General features: G+C 72.4%; 20 protein-coding genes and 3 tRNA genes. 14 read left to right on the top strand and 9 right to left on the bottom strand.

Features of this window, described 5'->3' with window-relative positions:
- Positions 1–63 precede the first annotated feature (63 nt).
- The 4 genes from MM440_RS00250 (at position 64) to MM440_RS00235 (ending at position 6,934) form a co-directional block, all read left to right on the top strand.
- The gene (locus MM440_RS00250) at positions 64–501 is read left to right on the top strand and encodes a phosphoribosylformylglycinamidine synthase subunit PurS (protein WP_241441211.1); all 438 of its coding nucleotides are present in this window, start codon (positions 64–66) and stop codon (positions 499–501) included.
- The gene (purL, locus tag MM440_RS00245) at positions 501–4,397 is read left to right on the top strand and encodes a phosphoribosylformylglycinamidine synthase (protein WP_241441210.1); all 3,897 of its coding nucleotides are present in this window, start codon (positions 501–503) and stop codon (positions 4,395–4,397) included. The genes MM440_RS00250 and purL overlap by 1 nt, the downstream gene beginning before the upstream one ends.
- A gap of 105 nt (positions 4,398–4,502) precedes the next feature.
- A complete protein-coding gene (locus MM440_RS00240; RefSeq protein WP_241441209.1) occupies positions 4,503–6,278 on the top strand; it encodes a PHP domain-containing protein in 1,776 nt (591 codons plus the stop codon).
- A complete protein-coding gene (locus MM440_RS00235; RefSeq protein ID WP_241441208.1) occupies positions 6,275–6,934 on the top strand; it encodes a hypothetical protein in 660 nt (219 codons plus the stop codon). Before MM440_RS00240 ends, MM440_RS00235 begins: the two co-directional genes overlap by 4 nt.
- Before the next feature lie 22 nt (positions 6,935–6,956).
- Here MM440_RS00235 and MM440_RS00230 read toward each other — a convergent pair whose 3' ends face one another.
- Together MM440_RS00230 and MM440_RS00225 are read right to left on the bottom strand one after the other, a co-directional pair.
- Positions 6,957–7,760, bottom strand: a complete 804-nt coding sequence (locus tag MM440_RS00230; RefSeq protein ID WP_241441207.1) for a spermidine synthase — start codon at positions 7,758–7,760, stop codon at positions 6,957–6,959.
- A gap of 4 nt (positions 7,761–7,764) precedes the next feature.
- Complete coding sequence (locus tag MM440_RS00225; protein ID WP_241441206.1) at positions 7,765–8,811, bottom strand: zinc-dependent alcohol dehydrogenase family protein; 1,047 nt, start codon at positions 8,809–8,811, stop codon at positions 7,765–7,767.
- A 106-nt stretch (positions 8,812–8,917) separates the two neighbouring features.
- Here MM440_RS00225 and MM440_RS00220 point away from each other — a divergent pair, with 106 nt between their 5' ends.
- The 4 genes from MM440_RS00220 (at position 8,918) to purM (ending at position 12,526) form a co-directional block, all read left to right on the top strand.
- Entirely contained in the window at positions 8,918–9,298 is a 381-nt protein-coding gene (locus tag MM440_RS00220) for a sterol carrier family protein (RefSeq protein WP_241441205.1), read from the top strand.
- A gap of 32 nt (positions 9,299–9,330) precedes the next feature.
- A complete protein-coding gene (locus tag MM440_RS00215) occupies positions 9,331–9,660 on the top strand; it encodes a hypothetical protein (protein ID WP_241441204.1) in 330 nt (109 codons plus the stop codon).
- A gap of 80 nt (positions 9,661–9,740) precedes the next feature.
- Positions 9,741–11,303: an amidophosphoribosyltransferase gene (gene purF / locus MM440_RS00210; RefSeq protein ID WP_241441203.1), complete on the top strand. Its 1,563-nt coding sequence runs from the start codon at positions 9,741–9,743 to the stop codon at positions 11,301–11,303.
- A gap of 119 nt (positions 11,304–11,422) precedes the next feature.
- Positions 11,423–12,526 (top strand): phosphoribosylformylglycinamidine cyclo-ligase, encoded by a 1,104-nt coding sequence (purM, locus tag MM440_RS00205; protein ID WP_241441202.1) that lies wholly within the window; start codon positions 11,423–11,425, stop codon positions 12,524–12,526.
- 71 nt (positions 12,527–12,597) lie between these two features.
- On the opposite strand, the gene MM440_RS00200 is transcribed toward purM, so the two are convergent.
- Positions 12,598–12,825, bottom strand: coding sequence for a DUF3073 domain-containing protein (locus MM440_RS00200; protein ID WP_241441201.1), 228 nt, complete (start codon positions 12,823–12,825; stop codon positions 12,598–12,600).
- Between the two features lie 509 nt (positions 12,826–13,334).
- On the opposite strand from MM440_RS00200, the gene MM440_RS00195 reads away from it, so the two are divergent.
- From MM440_RS00195 to MM440_RS00180, 4 genes are all read left to right on the top strand, one after another.
- Complete coding sequence (locus MM440_RS00195) at positions 13,335–13,553, top strand: BldC family transcriptional regulator (RefSeq protein WP_241441200.1); 219 nt, start codon at positions 13,335–13,337, stop codon at positions 13,551–13,553.
- Positions 13,554–13,650: 97 nt separating this feature from the next.
- Positions 13,651–15,249: a serine/threonine-protein kinase gene (locus MM440_RS00190; RefSeq protein ID WP_241441199.1), complete on the top strand. Its 1,599-nt coding sequence runs from the start codon at positions 13,651–13,653 to the stop codon at positions 15,247–15,249.
- Positions 15,250–15,337: 88 nt separating this feature from the next.
- Positions 15,338–16,213 (top strand): pentapeptide repeat-containing protein, encoded by an 876-nt coding sequence (locus tag MM440_RS00185; RefSeq protein ID WP_241441198.1) that lies wholly within the window; start codon positions 15,338–15,340, stop codon positions 16,211–16,213.
- A gap of 49 nt (positions 16,214–16,262) precedes the next feature.
- The gene (locus MM440_RS00180) at positions 16,263–16,724 is read left to right on the top strand and encodes an antitoxin (RefSeq protein WP_241441197.1); all 462 of its coding nucleotides are present in this window, start codon (positions 16,263–16,265) and stop codon (positions 16,722–16,724) included.
- Here MM440_RS00180 and MM440_RS00175 read toward each other — a convergent pair whose 3' ends face one another.
- The 6 genes from MM440_RS00175 to MM440_RS00150 all read right to left on the bottom strand — a co-directional run bounded on the left by MM440_RS00175 (position 16,725) and on the right by MM440_RS00150 (position 20,236).
- Positions 16,725–17,312: a GNAT family N-acetyltransferase gene (locus tag MM440_RS00175; RefSeq protein WP_241441196.1), complete on the bottom strand. Its 588-nt coding sequence runs from the start codon at positions 17,310–17,312 to the stop codon at positions 16,725–16,727.
- A gap of 5 nt (positions 17,313–17,317) precedes the next feature.
- Positions 17,318–18,460 carry a bifunctional diaminohydroxyphosphoribosylaminopyrimidine deaminase/5-amino-6-(5-phosphoribosylamino)uracil reductase RibD gene (gene ribD, locus MM440_RS00170; RefSeq protein ID WP_338155582.1) on the bottom strand — a complete coding sequence of 381 codons (1,143 nt, stop codon included), beginning with the start codon at positions 18,458–18,460 and terminating at the stop codon, positions 17,318–17,320.
- Between the two features lie 301 nt (positions 18,461–18,761).
- Positions 18,762–18,838 (bottom strand) — tRNA-Phe (locus MM440_RS00165).
- A gap of 56 nt (positions 18,839–18,894) precedes the next feature.
- Positions 18,895–18,968 (bottom strand) — tRNA-Asp (locus tag MM440_RS00160).
- Between the two features lie 39 nt (positions 18,969–19,007).
- Positions 19,008–19,080 (bottom strand) — tRNA-Glu (locus tag MM440_RS00155).
- Positions 19,081–19,204: 124 nt separating this feature from the next.
- Entirely contained in the window at positions 19,205–20,236 is a 1,032-nt protein-coding gene (locus tag MM440_RS00150) for a PHP domain-containing protein (RefSeq protein ID WP_241441195.1), read from the bottom strand.
- A 135-nt stretch (positions 20,237–20,371) separates the two neighbouring features.
- On the opposite strand from MM440_RS00150, the gene MM440_RS00145 reads away from it, so the two are divergent.
- Complete coding sequence (locus MM440_RS00145; RefSeq protein WP_241441194.1) at positions 20,372–21,751, top strand: L-serine ammonia-lyase; 1,380 nt, start codon at positions 20,372–20,374, stop codon at positions 21,749–21,751.
- A gap of 392 nt (positions 21,752–22,143) precedes the next feature.
- Complete coding sequence (locus MM440_RS00140) at positions 22,144–22,992, top strand: sugar phosphate nucleotidyltransferase (RefSeq protein ID WP_241441193.1); 849 nt, start codon at positions 22,144–22,146, stop codon at positions 22,990–22,992.

The following is a 22,992-nucleotide window of genomic DNA, read 5'->3' as shown; positions in this document are numbered from 1 at the left end:
CGAGGCACTGTCAGCCGAGCGGCACGCCTGGCCGCTCGCGCCCGAACCAGGAGCCGCGCCGCCATGGGACGCATCGTCGTCAACGTCATGCTCAAGCCTCAGCTGCCCGACCGCGAGGGCGGCGACGCTCTCGCGGCGCTCGGCGAGCTGGGCTACCCCCAGTTCCACGGCGCGCGGGTCGGTCGGCGCTACGTCCTGCTGACGCACGGCGAGGTCACCGAGGAGCAGCTCGCGCAGGCCCGGGAGGCCGCCGAGCGCGCCTTCGCCACCGGCGAGGGCGAGGAGGTCACCGGCGTGTTCGCCGAGGGCAGCACCGTCCGGGTGGGCGACTTCAGCGACGAGGACTGGGAGGCCTACGGCGCCCAGGTCGGCGAGAGCGGTCTGACCGAGGATGCCGTCGCGCACCAGCCGCGGCACCTGAGCCAGCCCCACGACGTGCGGTTGAGCCAGGCCGGCGCGGTCGAGGCCGGCGGGTTCTACGGCGACCAGGACGACGACTGATGCCGAGGACCGACCACGTCCTCACCGTCTTCGACGGTGGCTCGGCCCTCTCGCCCTTTCGTGCCCGCGCGCTGCTCGCTCGCCTGCAGGCCTCCGTGCCCGGCATCACGGGGGTCGTGGCGCGCCACGTCCACTGGGTCTCCAGCGACGCCGAGCTCGACGCCCCCACCCGCGACACCGTAGACCGGCTGCTCACCTACGGTGACGCCTTCGACCCCAGCGCGGCGGGGGAGGGCGAGTCCACCCTGGTCGTCGTCGGGCCGCGCCTCGGCACGGTGTCCCCGTGGGCCTCCAAGGCCACCGACATCGCGCACAGCTGCGGCGTCGACATCCACCGCGTCGAGCGGGTCACCGAGTTCCACCTGCTCGGCGCGCCGCTCGATGGCACGCAGTGGCAGGCCGCCGCGGACGTGCTGCACGACCGGATGACCGAGACGGCGCTGCGTGAGCGGGCCGACGCGGCGCACCTGTTCGACGAGCGCGAGGCCGAGCCGATGGAGCGCGTCGACGTACTGGGCGCGGGTCGCCAGGCCCTGGAGCGGGCCAACCTGACCTTCGGGCTGGCGCTGTCCGACGACGAGATCGACTATCTGGTCGAGGCGTTCACCGGCCTCGGGCGCAACCCGTCCGACGTCGAGCTGATGATGTTCGCCCAGGCCAACTCCGAGCACTGCCGGCACAAGATCTTCAACGCCGACTTCGTCATCGACGGCGAGCCGCAGCCGCAGAGCCTCTTCGGGATGATCCGGCACACCGAGCAGGTCAACGGCCAGGGCACGGTCATTGCCTACAAGGACAACGCCTCCGTCATGGAGGGCGGCCCGCGCTCGCGCTGGCTGCCCGGTCGCGGCGACGGTCCGAGCGCCTACGCCGCGCGCGAGGGTGACGTCCACGTGCTGATGAAGGTCGAGACGCACAACCACCCGACGGCCATCTCACCGTTCCCCGGCGCCGCGACCGGCGCCGGCGGCGAGATCCGCGACGAGGGCGCCACCGGTCGCGGCTCCCAGCCGAAGGCCGGCCTCGCCGGCTTCGTCGTGTCCAACCTGCACCTGCCCGACACCGAAGAGCCTTGGGAGAGTGAAGAGTTCGGCGCGCCGCCGCACATCGCCAGCCCGCTGGACATCATGATCGAGGCGCCGATCGGGTCCGCGGCCTTCAACAACGAGTTCGGCCGTCCCGCGCTCGGCGGCTTCTTCCGGGTCTACGAGCAGACCGTCGACGGCGTGCGGCGGGGCTACCACAAGCCCATCATGAGCGCGGGCGGTCTCGGCACCATCAGCGCCGAGATGACCGACAAGATCGCCTTCCCCGCCGGCACCCTGCTGGTGCAGATCGGCGGCCCGGGCATGCGCATCGGCATGGGCGGCGGCGCGGCCTCGTCCATGGCGGCCGGAGTCAACGCTGCGGACCTCGACTTCGACTCGGTCCAGCGCGGCAACCCCGAGATCGAGCGCCGCGCGCAGGAGGTCATCAACCACTGCTGGTCGCTCGGCGCGGACAACCCCGTCCTGGCGATCCACGACGTGGGCGCGGGCGGGCTCTCGAACGCCTTCCCCGAGCTCGTCGACGACGCCGGGCTGGGCGCGCGCTTCGACCTCTCCGCCGTGCCGCTCGAGGAGAGCGGCCTCGCGCCCAAGGAGGTCTGGTGCAACGAGAGCCAGGAGCGCTACGTCCTCGCCATCGCGCCTGAGTCGCTGGAATCCTTTGCGGCACTGTGTGATCGGGAGCGGTGCCCCTTCGCCGTCGTCGGCGTGGCCCGCGACGACGGCCAGCTCGTCCTCGCCCCAGGGCAGCAGGACGGACCCGAGGACGACCGGCCCATCGACATGCCGATGGAGGTGCTGCTCGGCAAGCCCCCGCGCATGACGCGCGACGTGGAGCGCGTCGAGCGCTCCGGGGACGAGCTCGACCTCACGGGTCTCGACGTGCGCGACGCGGCCTACGCCGTGCTGCGGCACCCGACCGTCGCCAGCAAGCGCTTCCTCGTGACCATCGGCGACCGCACGGTCGGCGGCCTCACGCACCGCGACCAGATGGTCGGGCCCTGGCAGGTCCCGGTCGCCGACGTGGCCGTGACGCTGGCCGACCTCACCGGGTTCTCCGGCGAGGCCATGGCGTCCGGCGAGCGGATGCCGTTGGCGGCGGTCGACGCGCCCGCGTCCGGTCGCATGGCGGTCGGCGAGGCCATCACGAATCTCCTTGCGGCGCCGATCGATCTGCCGCGCGTCAAGCTGTCCTGCAACTGGATGGCCGCCTGCGGCGAGTCCGGGGAGGACGCCGCGCTCTACGACACCGTGCAGGCCGTAGCCCTCGAGCTGTGTCCCGCGCTCGGCGTCGGTGTGCCCGTGGGCAAGGACTCGCTGTCGATGCGCACCCGGTGGACCGACGAGTCCGGGGCCACCAAGCAGGTCACGTCCCCCGTCAGCCTGGTGGTGACCGCGTTCGCCGCGCTGCCCGACGTCCGAGGCACGCTCACGCCGCAGATCGACCCCGCCCGCGAGTCCTCGCTCGTGCTGGTCGACCTCGGTGCCGGGCGGGATCGGCTCGGCGGCTCGATGCTCGCGCAGGTCTCCGGCGCGTTCGGTGCCGAGGTCCCCGACCTCGACGACCCGGCCCGCCTCGTGGGTCTCGTCGACGCCGTCAACGAGCTGCGCTCGGCCGGGCTGGTGTCGGCGCTGCACGACCGCTCGGACGGCGGCCTCTGGGCCACCCTCTGCGAGATGGCCTTCGCCGGAGCCTGCGGCGTCTCGGTCGAGATCCCTTCCGTCGCAGCGCTGTTCGCCGAGGAGCTCGGTGTCGTGCTCGAGGTGGCGACCGCCCGCACGGACGAGGTGCTGGCCGTCCTCGACCGTCACGGCGTCGGCGCGCTGTCCCACGTCGTCGGAGCACCGCAGGCCGAGCGGCGCGTGGTCGTCCGGGTCGCCGGGGAGACCGTCCTCGACGAGCCCGTGCGTGACCTCGCGCAGGCCTGGGACGAGGTGTCCTGGCGCATCAGCGCGCTGCGCGACAACCCCGCCTGCGCCGACGAGGAGCACGCCGCGTTCGGCGCCGACGACGACCCCGGTCTCCAGGTCACCCCGACCTTCGACCCGGTCGAGGACGTGTCGGCCCCCTACCTGCACAAGGGGATTCGACCCAAGGTCGCCATCCTGCGCGAGCAGGGGGTCAACAGTCACGTCGAGACGGCGTTCGCCTTCGACCGGGCCGGCTTCGAGACCTTCGACGTGCACATGACCGACCTGCAGTCGGGCCGGGCGCACCTCAGCGACTTCGTCGGGCTGGTGGCCTGCGGCGGGTTCTCCTATGGTGACACCCTCGGCGCCGGCAACGGCTGGGCCCGCTCGGTGCTGTTCGACCCGCGCCTCACCGAGCAGTTCGGCGCGTTCTTCCACCGCCCGGACACGTTCGGGCTCGGCATCTGCAACGGCTGCCAGATGTTCGCCGCGCTGGCCGAGCTGGTGCCGGGGGCGCAGGCCTGGCCGCGCTTCACCCGCAACCGCTCGGAGCAGTACGAAGCCCGGCTGAGCCTCCTCGAGGTCCTCGACAGCCCCTCGATCTTCCTGTCCGGCATGACCGGCTCGCTGCTGCCGATCGCCGTCGCGCACGGCGAGGGACGCGCCGACTTCTCGACCCAGGGTGACGCGGCACAGGTGGTCCGCGCCGCGCGCTACGTGGACAACGCCGGGGCGCCGACCCAGCGCTACCCGTTCAACCCCAACGGTTCTCCGGACGGGCTCGCCGCCGTGACCACCCCCGACGGCCGGTTCACCGCGATGATGCCGCACCCCGAGCGGGTGCAGCGCAACGTCCAGCTGTCCTGGACCGACGGTCCCGTCGCGGACGAGAGCCCGTGGCTGCGGATGTTCCGCAACGCGAGGGTCTTCGTGGGGTAGCCGTTCTCCGGTCGTTCATCGACTGCTCACGTCGACGCTCCCTGCCGTAGACCGGGACCGGCCTACGTTGGACCGGTCCCGGTCACTGCGTTCGAAGGCCACGTCATGAGCCACCCCCACGAGCACGGCCACACCCACCCTCACTCCCACGAGCACGACGACCACGCGCACTCCCACGGCGCGCACGAGCACCCGCACAGCCACGACCACACCCACGGCGACGAGCCGCTGCGTCCCGCACTGGATCTCGGGGTGCCCGACAGCGAGCTGCCCCCGGCCGAGCTCGGCCGACGCAACTTCCTGCGCGCCGCCGGCGTCCTCGGCGCCGGCGTCGCCGCCACCAGCTTCGTCGGCGCGGGCGGCCTCGCGACGGCCGCCGCCACCGAGGCCTCGGACGCCGGCAGCCGCCGCGGCCACCGAGCCAAGAGCTGGCTCGCCGGCGACCACCACATCCACACCCAGTTCAGCTCCGACGGGCTCTACCGCGTCGCCGACCACGTGCAGCACGCGAACGCCTACGGCCTGGACTGGATGGTCATCACCGACCACGGCTCGGCCCAGCACGTCAAGATCGGTGTCGAGCAGGTCAACCCCGAGATCGTCGCTGCCCGAGGCGATTTCCCCGACATGCTCGTCTTCCAGGGGCTGGAGTGGAACATCCCGGCCGCCGAGCACGGCACGGTCTTCGTGCACCCCGGCTCCGGCGAGGTGTCGGTGCTCAAGGCGTTCGAGGCGGGCTACGACGGTGTCGTCAAGAGCGCCACCGCGAGCAACGCGGCCAACGAGCAGCTGGCCCTGCAGGGTCTGACCTTCCTGCAGTCGGCCGTCGGGTCGCGTCAGGTCAAGGACGCGCTGATGCTCGCCAACCACCCGGCGCGCAAGGGCATCGACTCGCCCCACGAGATCCGCGCCTGGCGCGACGCCGCCCCTGGCATCGCCATCGGCATGGAGGGCGCGCCCGGTCACCAGGCCGCCGGTCTGCCCACCCCGCTCGGACCCGGCTCCGGCCGCGGCTACTACGACAACGCGCCGAGCAGCGACAGCTTCGCCGCGTACCCGCCCGAGAGCTACCGCACCTTCGGCGGGTTCGACTGGATGACGGCCACGGTCGGCGGGCTGTGGGACAGCCTGCTGAGCGAGGGCAAGCCGTGGTGGATCACCGCGAACTCCGACAGCCACTCGATCTACCTCGACACCGCGGTACGCGGCCCGGGTGACGACTTCGCCGCCAACGGCAAGCACGCCGACCCGATCAACGGGCCGGTGCCGGTCACGAGCAACGGTGACTACTGGCCCGGCTACTACAGCCGCACCCACGTGGGTGTCGGCCGCCGCAGCTACGCCGCCGTCATGGAGGGGCTGCGCCAGGGCAGCGTCTGGGTCGACCACGGCCGGCTCGTCGACGAGCTCGACGTCACCGTGCGCAGCGGTGGGGACGGCGCCTCCCTCGGCGGCGCCCTCGTGGTCCGTCGCGGCAGCCGCGCTCGGGTCTCGATCCGGATCAAGCCCGCGCACCTGCCCAACTGGGCGCAGTTCATCCCGCAGCTGAAGAAGGTCGACGCCATCGTCGGATCGGTCACCGGTCCGGCGGCCGACAAGGACACCTTCGCGGCGCCGCAGACCCGGGTCGTGAAGTCCTGGGACGTCACCGGCGCGGTCGGCCGCGACGGCTGGATCGAGCTGTCCCTCGACCTCGGACCCATCGGCGACCAGGGGGTCTACGTCCGACTGCGCGGGAGCGACGGCAAGCGGCTCGCCGCGGGCGTCAAGGGCGCCTCCGTCGACCCCGCGGGCCCCGCGATCGACGAGATCGGCAAGGCCAACCCGTGGGACGACCTCTGGTTCTACACGAACCCGATCTGGGTGCTCCCGCGCCGATGACGACCACGACGGCGCTCGCCACCGAGGTCGCCCTGGTCGCCGGGGTCGACGCTGCTGCGCAGACCCTGGCCCAGGCCGACCTCCAGGCGGGCGCCGTCGCGCAGGCCCTGCTCGCGTCTGGCATGGACCCGGGCGGGCTCGCCGTGCTCACCCACGTGGTGGGCGCTGCCGATCACTACCCGCACGTGGCGCTGTCGGTGCGCACCGAGCGACCGCTCGGCGCCGGCCTGCTCCTGCACATCGCCGAGACCCTGGCGGTGGCGGACCTCAGCCACGCCGAGCAGGCCGAGGAGATCGGGCTGGGCAGCGAGGGCCGCACGCTCGGGCTGCCGGCGCTCGCGCGCGGCGCGCTCGCTGCGGCCGACGAGCTGCTGCACGGGTCCGGGGGCCGCGCGGTGTGCTTCCCCGGTGGTGCGGACCTTCCCGAGGTCCTGACCGTCTGCGAGCTCCTGGACCGTAGCGCGATCGACGAGGTCCGGCTGCTCGGCGGCGCTTCCGAGGACTGGCAGGCCGGACCGGACGCTCGGATCCGCACCCGCGGGCACGTGCGCCCCTGCGTGCGCGCCGGCCGGTTGGTGCTCGACGTGCAGCCCGCCGCGGACGCGCTGGTGCCGTTCGAGAGCCCGAACCCCACGCCCTGCTGCGCCTTCCACTGAAGTCTGCGCTGGGCCACACAGCTCAGCGGATCCGCCACACCCCCGCAAGCGGAGGCCGTGGCGACGGCTGCGCGTCGGTGGTGGTGAACGGCCGCCCACTCGCACCCCAGCGCCTCAGCTCGGCCCCGCTGCGCACCCCGGTGGGGAAGGGGGAGCGGGCTACGGATCGGCGAATCTCCGTCTCCGGCAATGGTGCTCGCGACGCGGCGAGCACGGTGTTGCCGTAGCGCCGTCCCTTGAGCACCTCGTGCGTGGCCACCAGCGCCTGCTCGGGCAGCACCGTCCGGGCGCCCGCCGCGACCCGGGCGACGTAGCGCAGACCTGGCTCGTCGGCGAGGTTGAGCAGGGCCACGCCACCGGGCCGCAGCACGCGCGCCACGTCGGCGAGGAAGCTCTCGGTCCCCAGCTCGGCCGGCACCCGACCGTCGGCATAGGCATCGACGACCACCACGTCGGCGCTCGCCTCCCGCAGCGCCGCGACCCCGGCGAGCCCATCGATCGGGCGCACCCGGATCCGGTGGCGGCGGGGGAGCGGCAGCTCGCGACGCACCAGCTCGGTGAGCGCGGAGTCTGGCTCGAGCACGATCTGCGGCGACCCCGGGCGGGTCGTCTCGAGGTAGCGCGCCAGGGTGAGGCCGGCGCCGCCCACGTGCGTGACGGCGAGCGGGCCGGGCGGGAGCGCGTCGAGCACGCTCGCGAAGTGCTGCACGTACTCGAACGCGAGCACGGTGGGGTCGTCGAGGTCTACGTAGGACTGGGGGTGACCGTCCCGCTCGACGGTCGCGGCGCGATGGCCCCGGGCGTCCTCGGCCCAGACGATGGTCATCGCGTCAGGGCCGCAGCAGGACCTTGATGGCCCGCCGCTCGTCCATCTGCCGGTAGCCCTCGGCCACCTCGTCGAGCGGCAGCACCGAGTCGAAGACCAGGCCCGGCTCGATGCGCCCGTCGAGCACCTGCGGCACCAGGTGCGGCAGGTAGCGCCGGACCGGCGCCATCCCGCCGCGCAGCCCGATGTTCTTGCGGAACATCCGCTCGACCGGCGGCTCTCCGCCGTGCGGGACGCCGACGAAGCCGACGATCGAGCCGGGTCGGGCGATCGCGAACGCCGTCTCCATCGACTGCGCCGTGCCGACGCACTCGAGCACCGCGTCGGCGCCGACCCCGTCGGTGAGGTCGAGCAGCCGCTCGGTCGCCTCGTCGCCGCGCTCGGCCACGATGTCCGTGGCGCCGAAGTGGGTGGCGATCTGCTGACGCGCCTCGTGCCGGGACAGCGCGACGATGCGGGCGGCGCCGAGCTCGCGGGCGGCGAGCACCCCGCACAGGCCGACCGCGCCGTCACCCACCACGGCGACCGTCATCCCGTCGCTGACCCCTGCCGAGACCGCCGCGTGCCACCCGGTGCCCATCACGTCGGAGAGCGTGAGCAGGGACGCGAGGTTGTCGTCGGTCACCTCGCCGCGCACCGGCACGAGGGTGCCGTCGGCGAGCGGGACGCGCACCAGCTCGCCCTGGCAGCCGTCGACGAGGTGCCCGTCACGGTCGTTCGCCCCGAAGTACCCTCCGTGCTCGCACGCGCTCTGCACCCCCGCCCGGCAGTGCGCGCAGGTCGAGTCGCTGTAGGTGAACGGCGAGATCACCGTGGTGCCGGGCAGCATCGTGGAGACGCCCGGCCCGACCGCCTCGACGACACCGATCAGCTCGTGGCCGATGCGCCGCGGCTCGGTCACCGGCGAGGCCCCGCGGTAGGGCCACAGGTCCGACCCGCAGATGCAGGCCGCCGTCACCCGCACGATCGCGTCGGTGGGCGCCATGATCGTGGGCTCGGGGACCTCCTCGAGCCGGATGTCACCCGGGGCGTGCAGGACGGTAGCTCGCATGGGTCCACTCTCTCATCCAGCCGCCGGTGCGCTCGAAGGGCAGGCCGCAAGGCCGCCCCGTCGGGCACCGGCGTGGCGCGCCGCGACGTCGACGTAGGCTGGGCAGATGCCTCCTCGTCGACGGATCCCGGCGGCCGCGGGTGCGGCGGCGCTCGACGCCTGGCTGGCCGGCGTGCTGGCCGAGGAGCCGGTAGACCGCACGGTCACCGCGACCGCGGTGCGCTTCACTCTCGAAGAGCTCGCCACCCGCGACCCGGGACGCAGCGTCGAGGTGCGAGTGCCGCCCTACGGGGCCGTGCAGTGCATCACCGGGCCGGTGCACACCCGTGGCACGCCGCCAAGCACCGTGGAGACCGACGCCGACACCTGGCTGCGCCTCGCGACCGGTGCGATGGCCTGGGCCGACGCCCTGGCCTCGGGGCGGGTGCGCGCGAGCGGCCAGCGCAGCGACCTGGAGCACCGGCTGCCGCTCTTCCAGGGCTCGTGAGCTCTCGTCCCGCGCGGACTACACTGGCGGGCGTGAGTTCCTCCTCGGCCGACCGTCGCCCCGCAGAGCACGCCAGCGAGGTCGCCGACCCCGTGTGGGTCGAGGTCGACGTGCCGCGCAGCCTCAACTGGCCGCGACTGCTGCTCCTCGGGGCGATCCTCGGAGCCTGCGCCGGCCTCGCCGCCACCCTGATCGGCCAGGCCAGCGCGACCTACAGCGAGGGCCGGGCGCTCGCCTACTTCACGGCCTTCGGCATCGCCCTCGGCGTGCTGCTCGCGGGCGTGGTCGGGGTCGTGGTCGACGCCGTCAACCACCGGGGCGCCGGTCGCCGATCCGACTCCGCGCGGACGACCGACCGCTGACCGACCGCTGATCACCCAGCCCTGACCAGCGCTCACCGCGACGGCTCGGGCGGCGAGCACGGCTGTGGGACACTGGACCCGTGGCACGTGGCGATGGGCGACTCAATCACGACCTCCTCCCCGACGACAAGGGTCCCCAGGACGCCTGTGGCGTGTTTGGTGTGTGGGCCCCCGGCGAAGAGGTCGGCAAGCTGGCCTACTACGGGCTCTACGCCTTGCAGCATCGAGGGCAGGAGTCGGCCGGGATCGCGGCGTCCGACGGCACCCGGATGCTCGTCTACAAGGACATGGGCCTGGTCTCGCAGGTCTTCGACGAGACCTCCCTGGCGTCGCTGAAGGGTCACCTGGCCATCGGCCACACGCGCTACTCCACGACCGGGGCGAGCCTGTGGGAGAACGCCCAGCCCACCCTCGGCGGCACCGAGACCTCGACGATCGCGCTGGCGCACAACGGCAACCTGGTCAACACCGAGGAGCTGCGCGCGATCCTCGCCGAGCGGCACGTCGGAGGGTTCGGCGAGGCCGGTGGCGAGCTACGCCGCGGCGCCACCACCGACACCGCGATCGTGACCAGTCTGCTGGGCTCGCGCACCGACGTGTCGCTCGAGCAGGCGGCGCTCGAGGAGCTGCCGCGCATCCAGGGTGCCTACTGCTTCGTGTTCATGGACGAGCGCACGCTCTACGCCGCGCGTGACCCGCAGGGCATCCGCCCGCTCGTCATCGGCCGGCTGGACCGCGGCTGGGTGGTCGCCTCCGAGACGGCCGCGCTCGACATCGTCGGTGCGTCCTACGTGCGGGAGGTAGAACCCGGCGAGCTGGTCGTGGTCGACGAGCGTGGCCTGCGGACCCAGCGGTTCGCGCCGGCGGCGCCCAAGGGCTGCGTGTTCGAGTACGTCTACCTCGCCCGGCCCGACACCACGATCGCCGGCCGGGGGGTCTACGAGGCCCGGGTCGAGATGGGCCGTCGTCTCGCGCTGGAGTCCCCGGTCGACGCCGACATGGTGATGCCGTCGCCGGAGTCGGGCACCCCGGCCGCGATCGGCTACGCCGAGGCGTCCGGCATCCCGTTCGGGCACGGGCTGGTCAAGAACGCCTACGTCGGCCGCACCTTCATCGCGCCGTCGCAGACCATCCGTCAGCTCGGCATCCGGCTCAAGCTGAACCCGCTCAAGGAAGTCATCCGCGGCAAGCGGCTGATCGTCGTCGACGACTCGATCGTGCGCGGCAACACCCAGCGCGCGCTGGTGCGGATGCTGCGCGAGGCCGGGGCCGCCGAGGTGCACGTGCGGATCTCGTCGCCGCCGGTGCGCTGGCCGTGCTTCTACGGCATCGACTTCGCGAGCCGCGCCGAGCTCATCGCCACCGGCATCGACGTCGAGGGCGTCCGCGCGTCGATCGGCGCCGACTCGCTCGAGTACATCAGCGAGGACGCCATGATCGAGGCCACCGAGCAGCCCGCGGACCGGCTGTGCACGGCCTGCTTCTCCGGGGTCTACCCGGTCGGTGTGCCGGAGGACCAGCGCGAGACCCTCAGCGGGCACGTGTCGTTGTCGCCGGAGGCGGCCGACGAGCCGCTGCCCGGGCTCGGTGCGCTGCGCCGCCACGCCCACCCCGGCGTCCACGGGGCGCTGGCCCGCCCCTGATCCCAGGGCCTGCACCCCGTAGACCTCTCCGCACCTGCCAGCACACACCCGCCAGCACGCATCTGCCCCCAACGCACCCGCCAGCACGCACGATCGCCCTCCCCGAAAGGCCTTGTCCCGTGAGCGAACCCATCACCTACGCCGCCGCCGGAGTGGACGTCGAGGCCGGCGACAAGGCGGTCGAGCTGATGAAGGCGTCGGTGCGCGCCGCCCAGCGCCCGGAGGTGCTCGGCGGTCTCGGCGGCTTCGCCGGCCTGTTCGACGCGTCGGCGCTCAAGGGGATGGACCGGCCGGTGCTCGCCACCTCGACCGACGGGGTCGGCACCAAGGTGGCCATCGCTCAGGCGATGGACCGGCACGACACCATCGGGTTCGACCTGGTCGGCATGGTCGTCGACGACATCGTCGTGTGCGGTGCCGAGCCGCTCTTCATGACCGACTACATCGCCACCGGTCGAGTGGTGCCCGAACGGATCGCCGCGATCGTCGCCGGCATCGCGGCCGGCTGTCGGCAGGCGGGGGTGGCCCTCGTGGGCGGCGAGACGGCCGAGCACCCCGGGCTGCTGGCCCCGGACGAGTACGACGTGGCCGGTGCTGCGACCGGAGTCGTGGAGGCGGCCGACATCCTCGGCCCGCAGCGGGTGCGTGAGGGTGACGTGGTGCTGGCGCTCGCCTCGTCCGGCCTGCACTCCAACGGCTACTCGCTCGTGCGCCGCGTGTTCTCGTCGGCCGGGTGGGCGCTGGACCGGGACGTCCCTGAGCTGGCCAGCACGCTGGGGGAGGCGCTGCTCACGCCCACCAGGGTCTACGCCGCCGACCTGCTGCGCCTGCTGCGCTCGCCCGGCGTCGACGTCCACGCGCTCAGCCACGTCACGGGTGGCGGGCTCGCCGCCAACCTCGCGCGAGTGCTCCCGCAGGGGACGCTCGCCACCGTCGACCGCGCGACCTGGACGCCGGATCCCATCTTCGAGCTCGTCGGTCGGCTCGGCCAGGTGCCTCAGCTGGATCTCGAGGGCACGCTCAACCTCGGCGTCGGGTTCGTCGCGGTGCTGCCCGCCGAGAGCGTCGACGAGGCGCTGCGGGTGTGCGGCACGCTCGACCTGCCCGCGTGGGTGCTCGGTCAGGTCGGTCCGCGGTCCGCGGCCCAGGACGGCGTGCCCGTCGTCGAGGGCGCCAAGGGCGTCGACGGCGGTGCGGTGCAGGTCGTCGGGAGCCACCGCTGAGCGGGGGTTCGCCAGAAGACGACCGGTAGAGCCCTACCGGTCGTCTTGCTCAGCTGGTGGTGCCGTGCGCGCTAGCGCCCGACGGACGCCCAGCGGCTGTCGCCGCCGTCATCGTCGTCGTCGCTGTCCGAGTAGCGATCGGCATAGTCGCCGTACTGATCGTCCTCGGCGCTGTCGAAGTGGTGCTCCGACTTCGCGTGCAGTTCTCGCTCAAGCGCGCTGTAGTCCGTGTTGGGAGAGAAGTACTTCAGCTCCCGGGCTACCTTCGTCTGCTTGGCCTTGGCCCGGCCGCGCCCCATGGCGTGACCCCCTCGCGCGTCTGCCGGGGCGGCATCGTCGAGTCGATGCCCCGCCGTCAGACCGTTGCCACAGGTGCGGCAGCGGGCGACCAAGAGCGGAGCAGGGACTTCACGGAGCGACCCCGGGAATCTCGTGTTCTCGTGAGGGACACGCTACATGCTGCGCGCCGAATAGTGGAGTCGAGGACCGGCGGCGGAGGGTCGCGCCGGTCACGTTCTGTCACGATCTGGGGCGCCGGGACGAGCAGATGCTGCGTCGTATGGGGCCAAGTGCGCGAAAGTTGTTGGATCCCGACGATTTGACGCATCACGGCGTTACTCCTCGTAGTACCCTTACCGCGTAAGTCAGAAGAATTACGCCGATAGCGTGGTCATGGGACTCTCGGCGGTGACGGAGAGGCTCGCAGGGGCGAGCGTTCGATCGATCACTGTCCGCGACCATCGCTCCGTCGGCTGCGCAGGGACCACGTCGCGGGCCAGGGGGGCCGGCGCCTACTACTGGAGGAATCATGGTGCAACGAGGTCAGGATCGCGATCCTGAGAAGCTGCTCACGCCGGCCGAGGTGGCAGAGCTCTTCCGGGTCGATCCCAAGACCGTCACGCGGTGGGCGAAGTCCGGCAAGCTGAACTCCATCCGCACGCTCGGCGGCCATCGGCGCTACCGCGAGGCCGAGATCCGGGCCCTGCTAGAGGGCGTAGTCGAGCAGGAGCACGTGACCTTCAGCTGACCGGTCCGCTGAAGCGTCGACGGAAGCCTCGACCGATCGTGACGCGCCTCACGCCGCGTTCGATCCATGTCCAGGCTTGTGGGAGACAATGGTGCCCATGAGTTCGCAGAGGGTGCTCGCCGGCCGCTACCAGCTGACCGACGCCATCGGTCGTGGGGGGATGGGCCAGGTCTGGGCCGGGCTCGACACCGTGCTGCAGCGCCAGGTCGCGGTTAAGACCGTCGACCTGGACTCCACCGCCGACGCCGTCGCGGCGGAGCGCTTCCGCCAGGAGGCCACCGCCACGGCGGCGTTGTCGCACCCGAACATCGTCACCATCTTCGACTCCGGCGTCGACGGCGGCACGGCCTACCTGGTCATGGAGCTGCTGTCGGGCCCGAGCCTCGAGCGGCTCGTCGCCGACGACGGCCCGCTGCCCGTAGACCAGGCGCTCGCCTACGCCGAGCAGGTCGCGTCGGCGCTGGGCGCGGCTCATCGAGCGGGCATCGTGCACCGCGACATCAAGCCCAGCAACCTGATGCTGGACGCCCGCGGCACGCTCAAGGTCGTGGACTTCGGCATCGCCCGGCTCGACCAGGAGAAGTCCGTCGCGCTGACGGCCACCTCGACCGTGATCGGCAGCGCGCCCTACCTGTCGCCCGAGCAGGCCATGGGCCGCCCCGCGACCCCGCAGAGCGATCTCTACAGCCTGGGATGCGTGCTCACGACGCTGCTCACGGGGCGCCCGCCGTTCGAGACCCAGGGGCACCCGCTGGCCATCCTCAACCAGCACGTCAGCAGCCCGCCGCCCACCATCGCCTCGCGCCGCCCCGGGGTGCCCGCCCCGGTGGAGGCGCTGGTCGCCCAGCTGCTCGCCAAGGACCCGGCCGACCGGCCCGCGAGTGCCGTCGACGTGGCCCGGCAGATCCAGGCCATTCGGCGCGGCACCGCCCAGGCGACCACCGTGCTGCCGGCCGCGGGTCCGACCGCGGTCAGCGCCGCGGCGGACGCGACCCGGGTGATGGGGCCGGGGGTCTACGGCGGGGGTGGGCAGCCGCCCGCAACCGGGTCGTCCACGGTCACCGACGCCCAGCCGCCCTACCGCGAGCCCTACCGGGAGCCCGAGCGGCGGCGCAGCCTCGGCTGGCTGTGGGCCGTGCTCCTCGCGCTCCTCGTCGGGCTCGGCGCGTGGTACGCCACGACCCAGCTGACCGGGCGCAACACCACGCCGACCCCAGGACCCACGACTCCCACGCCGACGGTGACCACCCCGACGACGGCCCCGACCACGACGACCACGAGCACGCCGCCGCCGGTGACCACGTCGACGGCGACCGTCACGGCCACGCAGACCGTCACCGCCACCCAGACGCCGACGCCCACGCCGACGACGGAGACGACCGCGCCCACCGACACCGGTGCGACCAACGGCACCAACGCCGCGTGGACCACCGGCGCCAGCGAGGCCGTCACTGGGCTGGCCCAGGCGGTGGAGTCCGCGCAGGCCGACCAGGGGGTCACCCAGAGCCTGCAGGACCGGGTCGTCGCGATCATGGACGGCATCAGCTCGGGCGACCTCGACCAGACCCGCGCGGCCGTCTCGGCGTTCCAGCAGGAGGCCGACACCCAGGGCCAGGAGGGCACCATCAGCGGCGCCACCAAGACCGCTCTCGACCAGAAGGTCAACGACCTCAACCAGTCGCTCGACGCGGCATAGCGTGGCCCGCTCGGGGTCAGACCCGGCCCACCCCCTGCCTCCGGTAGACCTCGTGGCCGACTGTACGCGATGCGCCGGGCTGTGCTGCGTGGCCCTGCCGTTCCCGCGGGGCGCGGACTTCCCCGTGGCCAAGCCGGCCGCGACGCCGTGCCGCAACCTGCTCGCGGACCACCGCTGCCGCATCCACGACCGGCTGCTGGACGAGGGGTGGAAGGGCTGCGTCACGTTCGACTGCTTCGGCGCCGGTCAGCGCGTGGTGCAGCTGACCTTCGGCGGCCGGACCTGGCGCGACGACCCCGAGGTCGCCGACGAGCAGTTCTCCGTCTTCCTCCGCATGCGGGAGCTGCACGAGATCCTGGCCCTGCTGGTCGAGGCCGAGCGGCTCGTGAGCGTGGGGGATGGTGGCGGGGGCGTGGCGGGCGCGGACGCGCTCGCGATCGACGAGGTGCGCTCCCTGACGGCCACGATCGACGCCCTGGCCGGCGGCAGCCCGGGCGAGGTGCTCGCGGTGGACGTGGCCGAGCTGCGGCGCACCGTGGGTCCGCTGCTCGCCGCGGTGGCCGCGCAGGCGCGCCAGTCCGGTCCGACGTCGAGCGAGCTCGCCACTGCCCGGGCGGCGACGGATGAGCACCGCCGCACGGGTCGCAGCACCCCCCGGCGCGCCGCCGCCCCTCCCGCGCTCGAGCCCTACGCCGACCTTGCCGGCCGCGACCTGCGCGGCGTCGACCTGCGGCGGCGCGACCTGCGCGGGGCCCTGCTCATCGGCGCCGACCTGCGGGGCACCAGCCTGGACCGGACCATGCTGTTGGGGGCGGATCTACGCGATGCCGATGTGCGTGGCGCGCAGCTCGCTGAGGCGCTGTTCCTCACCGGCCCGCAGCTGGCTGCCGCGCGCGGTGACGCCGCCACGACGGTGCCCGATCACCTCGCGAGGCCTGGCCACTGGACGGTTCGGCACCAGTAGGCTGCTACGCACGACCGCCGCGTGCACCATCGAGCAAGGACGGAACACCGTGGACCTCAACAACATCATCAACCAGGCCAAGGACTACGCCGGCAAGAACCCCGACCAGGTCCGCGCGGGCCTCGACCGGGTGCGTGAGCAGATCGACCAGCGCACCGGCGGCAAGTACGGCGAACAGATCGATCAGGGTGTCGACCAGATCGAGAAGCAGCTCGGTCTGCCGCAGGACCAGCAGCCGGGCGACCAGGGTGCTCAGCAGCCCCAGCCCGAGGAGCCCACCGAGGGGACCCAGCCCACGCCGCAGCAGCCTGCCGACAGCCAGCTGCCCGGCGAGCCGAATCAGCCTGCGCCGCAACAGAGCCCGCGGCAGACGCCGGAGTCGACTCCGCAGTCGACGCCGCAGCAGCAGAGCCCTCAGCAGCAGGGCTCGGGCAACGCCGCCGGCGCCGACCAGGCGATCGACGACGTCCTGCGCGGCCAGGAGCAGCAGCAGAGCCAGCAGAACCAGTAGTCAGCGGGTGCGCGCCAGCCACTCCTCGCGCGTGATCTCGTAGACCACGTCGCCCTCGTCCGCGCCCGGCATCGGGTGCGCGCGCTCGCGCAGGTCGGTGCGGACGTGGCGCAGCCCGAGCTTGGCCATGACGGCCCGGCTGCCGAGGTTGATGGCCATCGTCTCGGCCCAGACCGACCCGAGCGCCGCGCCGATCTCGGTGTCGAACCCGTGGGCGAGGAGGGCCTCGGCGCCCTCGGTGGCGAGGCCCCGGCCCCAGTGCCTGCGGTGCAGCCGATAGCCGAGCTCCGCCGCGAGCACCGGAGCGACGACGGGCGCGGCCGGCGACAGGTCCCACCAGCCGAGGAAGTCGCCATCGGCGCGGTCGAAGCCCACCCAGTAGCCGAGGCCCACCGCGTCGGCCGCCTGGTCCGCGCAGCGCGGCCCCCAGAACTCTTCGACCTCGGCCCGGGTGCGGGGCCACGGCCGCAGGTAGCGCATCACCTCGCGGTCGGCGTCCAGCGGCACGAGCAGCTCGAGGTGCTCGCTGGTCATCGGGCGCAGCTCGACGCGCTCCGTCGTCAGGACCGGGCGGGCGGTGGCGGTCATGGGTTTCAGCGTAGCGACGGGCGCCAGGGGTCCTCCGGCCGTGGGGTGGGCGGCTGTGTCGGCGGCTGGGCCGGCCGCATGATCAGCCGCACGTCCGGCTGCTCCCCGGGGTCGGCTGCCAGGACGGTGGCGTCGAGCACCTCGGGTCGGAGCGCGTTGCCGATGGCGCCGATCCCGAGATCGGCGACGGCGGAGCGGCCGGCCCCGAGCAGCACCGGAGCGAGGTACGCGACGATCTCGTCCACCAGGCCGGCCCGCAGGAACGCCGCCGCCAGCGTCGGGCCACCCTCGAGGAGCACGTGTCGCCGCCCTGCGTCGAACAGCTCGGCGAGCGCCCTGCCGGGGTCGCGGGTGCGCAGGTGCAGTGCCGGCTTCGCACCCTGCAGCAGCTGTAGCCCTGCCGGCAGCTCGCGCTCACCCATCACCGCCCGCAGCGGCTGGTGCTCGAGTGGTCGGCCGGTGTCGTCGCGCACCGTCAGCGCGGGATCGTCGACCACGGCCGTCTCGGTCCCCACCAGGATCGTGTCGACCCGGCCGCGGAGCCGGTGGGCGTCTCGGCGCGACGCCGCTCCGGAGATCCAGCGGCTCGTGCCGTCAGCGGCGGCGCTGCGACCGTCGAGGCTGGCGGCGAGCTTCCAGGTCACGAACGGCCGCCCGTGTGTCAGCCCGAACAGCCACGCCGCGTTGAGCTCGCGCGCCTGCTGCTCGAGCAGCCCGCCCGAGACCTCGATGCCGGCTGCCTGCAGCGTCGTCCGACCCCCGCTCGCGACCGGGTTCGGGTCCGCCATCGCATAGACCACCCGCTGCACCCCGGCCCGGGTCAGCGCCTGCGTGCACGGGCCGGTACGACCGGTGTGGTCGCACGGCTCGAGGGTCACGACCGCCGTGGCGCCGCGGGCCCGGTCACCTGCTGCGGCCAGGGCGTCGACCTCGGCGTGCGGGGTGCCGGCGCCGCGATGGTAGCCCTCGGCGATCACCGCGCCCGCCCGGTCGACGAGCACACACCCCACCCGCGGGTTCGGCCCGAGCGGCACCCCCGGCGTCCCCGCCAGCGTCAATGCCCGACGCATGCCTTCGGTCTCGACGTCGCTGGTGACGCTGGCGTCGCTGGTGTGGCTCGCGTCGCTGGCGTCGCTCCCGGTCGGCATGCGCCCCAGTATCCGCCGGTCCGCCCCCTCGGGTGGCGGCGCCCGGGGCGAGATGGTGGTTGGTGACGCTGACGGCGTCGACACGGCTCTCCGGCACTGAGATGGCTGGTGTACCAGCCGTTTCGGTGGCCAACTGCCGTGTCGAGCGTGCGGGGGTGGCCAACCGCCGTGTCGGTGGCCAGCTGCCGTGTCGATCCCCAACGCGTGGCTAACCGCCGTCTCGGTTACCGACCGCCGTGTCGAGATCGCGACGCGGCAGACACAGAAAGCCCCAGCTCAGTGACCTGAGCTGGGGCTTGGCTGGTGGCCAGGGGCGGGGTCGAACCGCCGACCTTCCGATTTTCAGTCGGACGCTCGTACCAACTGAGCTACCTGGCCGCCGCGACGATCCACCGAGGGCGGATAGCGCAACGGTCCCCACATGGGGGACCGAGCGACCCCGACCGGGCTCGAACCGGCGACCTCCGCCGTGACAGGGCGGCGCGCTAACCAACTGCGCTACGGGGCCTTGGTGATCTCGACGAGATCCAAGGAACATCGTACTGCGTATCCCCAACGGGATTCGAACCCGTGCTACCGCCGTGAAAGGGCGGGGTCCTAGGCCGCTAGACGATGGGGACCTGCGTGTCAGACAGATCCTTGCGCCGCCGGCCAGCCCAGGGGCTCGGGTCCGTCGAGGACTTGAGAAGCATACGAGACGACAGCGCGATCAGGCAAAACGACGACGGCCCCCGTAGACCGGCCTCAGGACTTGTCGGCGAAGGCCACCACCTGCTCGGCCGGCCAGGTCGTGATGATCCGCTCGGCCGGGACACCGAGGGCGGCCGCCCGCTCGGCGCCGAGCTGCAGGAAGTCCAGCTGGCCGGGGGCGTGGGCGTCGGTGTCGATGGAGAAGTGGCAGCCGACCTCGAGGGCCAGCTCGATCAGCTCGTCGGGCGGGTCCTGGCGCTCGGGGCGGCTGTTGATCTCGACGGCGACCTGGTGGTCGCGGCAGGCCTCGAAGACGCGGCGGTGGTCGAACTGGGACTGCGGCCGGGTGCCGCGCCCGCCGGTCACCAGCCGGCCGGTGCAGTGGCCGAGGATCGTGGTGCGCGGGTTCTGGATCGCGGTGATCATCCGCGCGGTCATCTCGGCGGCGGGTTGGCGCAGCTTGGAGTGGACCGATGCCACCCGCACGTCCAGCTCGCCGAGCAGCTCGTCCTCCTGGTCCAGGCCGCCGTCGAGCAGGATGTCGACCTCGATGCCCCGCAGCAGCCGGAAGTCGTCCGGCAGCACCGCCTCGATCTGGTCCAGCACCCCCAGCTGCTTGCGCAGCCGCTCGGGGCTCAGGCCGTTGGCGACGGTGAGACGGGGCGAGTGGTCGGTGAGCGCGATGTACTCGCGGCCGAGCTCGATCGCCGTCATCACCATCTCGTTGATGGGCGAGCCGCCGTCGGACCAGCTCGAGTGCAGGTGCAGGTCGCCGCGCAGCTGGGCGAGGAGCTCCTGGCCACCGTGGGCGAGGGGCGCGCCCTCGCGCTCCTCGAGGTCGGCGAGGTAGGGCGGCGTCTCGCCGCGCAGCGCCGCCTCGATCACCGACGCCGTCGAGGTGCCCACGCCCGGCAGCGACGTGAGCTTGCCGGAGGACGCCAGGGTGGTCAGCTCGTCGTCGGACAGCGAGCCGATCGCCTCGGCCGCACCACGGAACGCCTTGACCTTGTACGTGCTCGCGCGCGACCGCTCGAGCAGGAAGGCGATGCGGCGCAGCACGTCCGCAGGGGCAGGGGCGGCGGGCATGGGAACCTCCAAGGTGTGGACCGGTGGTGCGTTGTGCCCTAGCGTCGCGTGCAAGACCCGTTCTCGGCAACGCAGCCACTCCCTACCCGGGCTGTGGCGGCGGGCCACCGTGCACGACCTCAGCGAGGAGCTCCCATGGCACTCAGTGCGTTCGACCTGTTCTCGGTCGGCATCGGCCCGTCGAGCTCGCACACGGTCGGCCCGATGCGCGCCGCCCTGCAGTTCGTGACCGGCTTGCGCGACGACGGCCTGCTGGACCGGGTCACGCGGGTCCACGCCGCGCTCTACGGCTCGTTGGGGGCGACCGGCCACGGCCACGGCTCGGACAAGGCGGTGCTGCTCGGGCTGTCCGGCGAGGCACCCGAGATCTGCGACCCCCGGCTCGTCCAGGGCCGCCTCGAGCACATGCGCGAGACCAAGCGGGTCGCGCTGCTCGGGGAGCACGAGATCGACTTCGACGAGGCGACCGACCTGCTGATGCACCGCACCAAGTCGCTGCCCGCTCACCCGAACGGCATGATCTACCAAGCGTTTTCGGGTGACGAGCTGCTCGCCGAGAAGACCTACTACTCGGTCGGCGGCGGGTTCGTCGTCGTCGACCACGGCGAGGGTGACCACCGCCTCGTCGAGGACGACACGGTCGTGGCGCACCCCTTCCGCACGGGCGACGAGCTGCTCGAGCACTGTCGCGAGACGGGCAAGTCGATCGCCCGGATCATGCTCGAGAACGAGCTGTCCTGGCGCTCCGAGGAGCAGGTGCGGGCCGGCCTGCTGCACCTGTGGGAGGTCATGCAGGAGTGCGTCGACAACGGCACCAGCACCGAGGGCGTGCTGCCCGGCGGTCTGCGGGTCCGGCGCCGCGCGCCCGAGCTCGCCGTCAAGCTGAAGCGTGAGGGCGGCACCCAAGGTGGCGACGACCCGCTGCGCGGGCTGGACTGGATCACGCTCTACGCGCTCGCGGTCAACGAGGAGAATGCCGCCGGCGGCCGGGTCGTCACCGCACCGACCAACGGCGCGGCGGGGATCATCCCGGCGGTGCTGCACTACTACATGCGCTGGACGCCGGGGGCGGACGACCAGGACGTCGTGCGCTTCCTGCTCACCGCGGCCGCCATCGGCGTGATCATCAAGGAGACCGCCTCGATCTCCGGTGCCGAGGTGGGCTGCCAGGGCGAGGTCGGGTCGGCCTGCGCGATGGCGGCGGCCGGCATGGCCGCCGTGCTCGGTGGCACGCCGGCCCAGGTCGAGAACGCCGCCGAGATCGGGATGGAGCACAACCTCGGGCTGACCTGCGACCCCGTCGGTGGGCTCGTGCAGATCCCGTGCATCGAGCGCAACGCGGTGGCCGGGGTCAAGGCGATCTCGGCGGCCCGCACTGCCCTGCGGGGCGACGGGGTCCACATCGTGTCGCTCGACAAGGTGGTCAAGACGATGCGCGAGACCGGTCGCGACATGAAGGTGAAGTACAAGGAGACCGCGCGCGGCGGCCTCGCGGTCAACGTCATCGAGTGCTGACCGGCCCCTCACACCCGCCCGGACATTGCTCCGTTAGGGGAGATTTCGGGCAAATCGTGGCCGCGCAGCGGATTGAGTGTTTACAGAGTGTGATCAACTTCCGGCATTGTCGTGAAGCCGAGTTGGACAACCCTCTCACGCGACCTCCCAACCCCTACCGTTGGCTACAGTGGTTGCAGCGGAGCGAGGCCCGGCCGGGTCGCGCCGAACGCCCTGGGGGAGAAGTGGGGCGTCGACCTGGACCGGGGGGGAGGCCTTCGGCGTCGGGACCGCCATCCAGCGCGGAGCCGAGGGGGGTTCGCGCGTCCGGTTCGCCGGCGACTTCACCCGACACTGCACCGTGCGTCGACGACGCGTTCGCACGCACTGACACCAGGGAAAGAGATTCAGACGTGACTGACACTCACCAGCAGGGAGGTGGGGAGTCCGTGGCCGTCGACGTGTCGCAGATCCCCGTGGTCATCCTGTGTGGCGGGCAGGGAACCCGCATCCGCGAGGCCAGCGAGCGCCTGCCCAAGCCGATGATCGCGATCGGTGAGCAGCCGATCGTCTGGCACATCATGAAGACGTACTACGCCCACGGCTTCCGCAAGTTCGTCCTGGCGCTCGGCTACAAGAGCGACGTCATCAAGGCGCACTTCCTGGACCGCAAGCGGCTGTCGTCCGACGTCGTGCTGCGGCCGGGCCAGGAGCCGGAGTTCATCGGCGGCGACCGCAGCGAGGAGGAGTGGGAGATCACCCTCGTCGAGACCGGCCTCGACTCCGGCACCGGCGGCCGCGTGAAGCTCGTCTCGAAGTACCTCGACGCGCCCTACTTCATGCTCACCTACGGCGACGGCATCGGTGACGTCGACATCACCGCACAGGTGAAGTTCGCGGTCGAGCAGGACCGGCTGGCCTGCCTGACCGGCGTCCACCCGGCGAGCCGCTACGGCGAGATGCACGTCGACGACACCGGCACGAAGGTCGTGGAGTTCAACGAGAAGCCGACCCTCGCCACCGGCTGGGTCAGCGGCGGGTTCTTCATGATGAAGCGCGAGTTCATCGACTCCTACCTCGCGGACATCGCCGACGAGGACATGCTCGAGAAGACGCCCCTCCAGCGCGTGGCCCGGGACGGACAGCTGTCCGTCTTCGAGCACGAGGGTTTCTGGATGGGCATGGACACCTTCCGTGACTGGAAGGAGCTCAACGAACTGTGGGCGGCCGGAGAGGCCTCCTGGAAGATCTGGAAGGACTGA

This window comes from Arsenicicoccus piscis (genome assembly GCF_022568835.1).
GTDB classification, from domain to species: domain Bacteria; phylum Actinomycetota; class Actinomycetes; order Actinomycetales; family Dermatophilaceae; genus Arsenicicoccus; species Arsenicicoccus piscis.
This window is presented reverse-complemented; position numbering and strand designations above follow the sequence as displayed.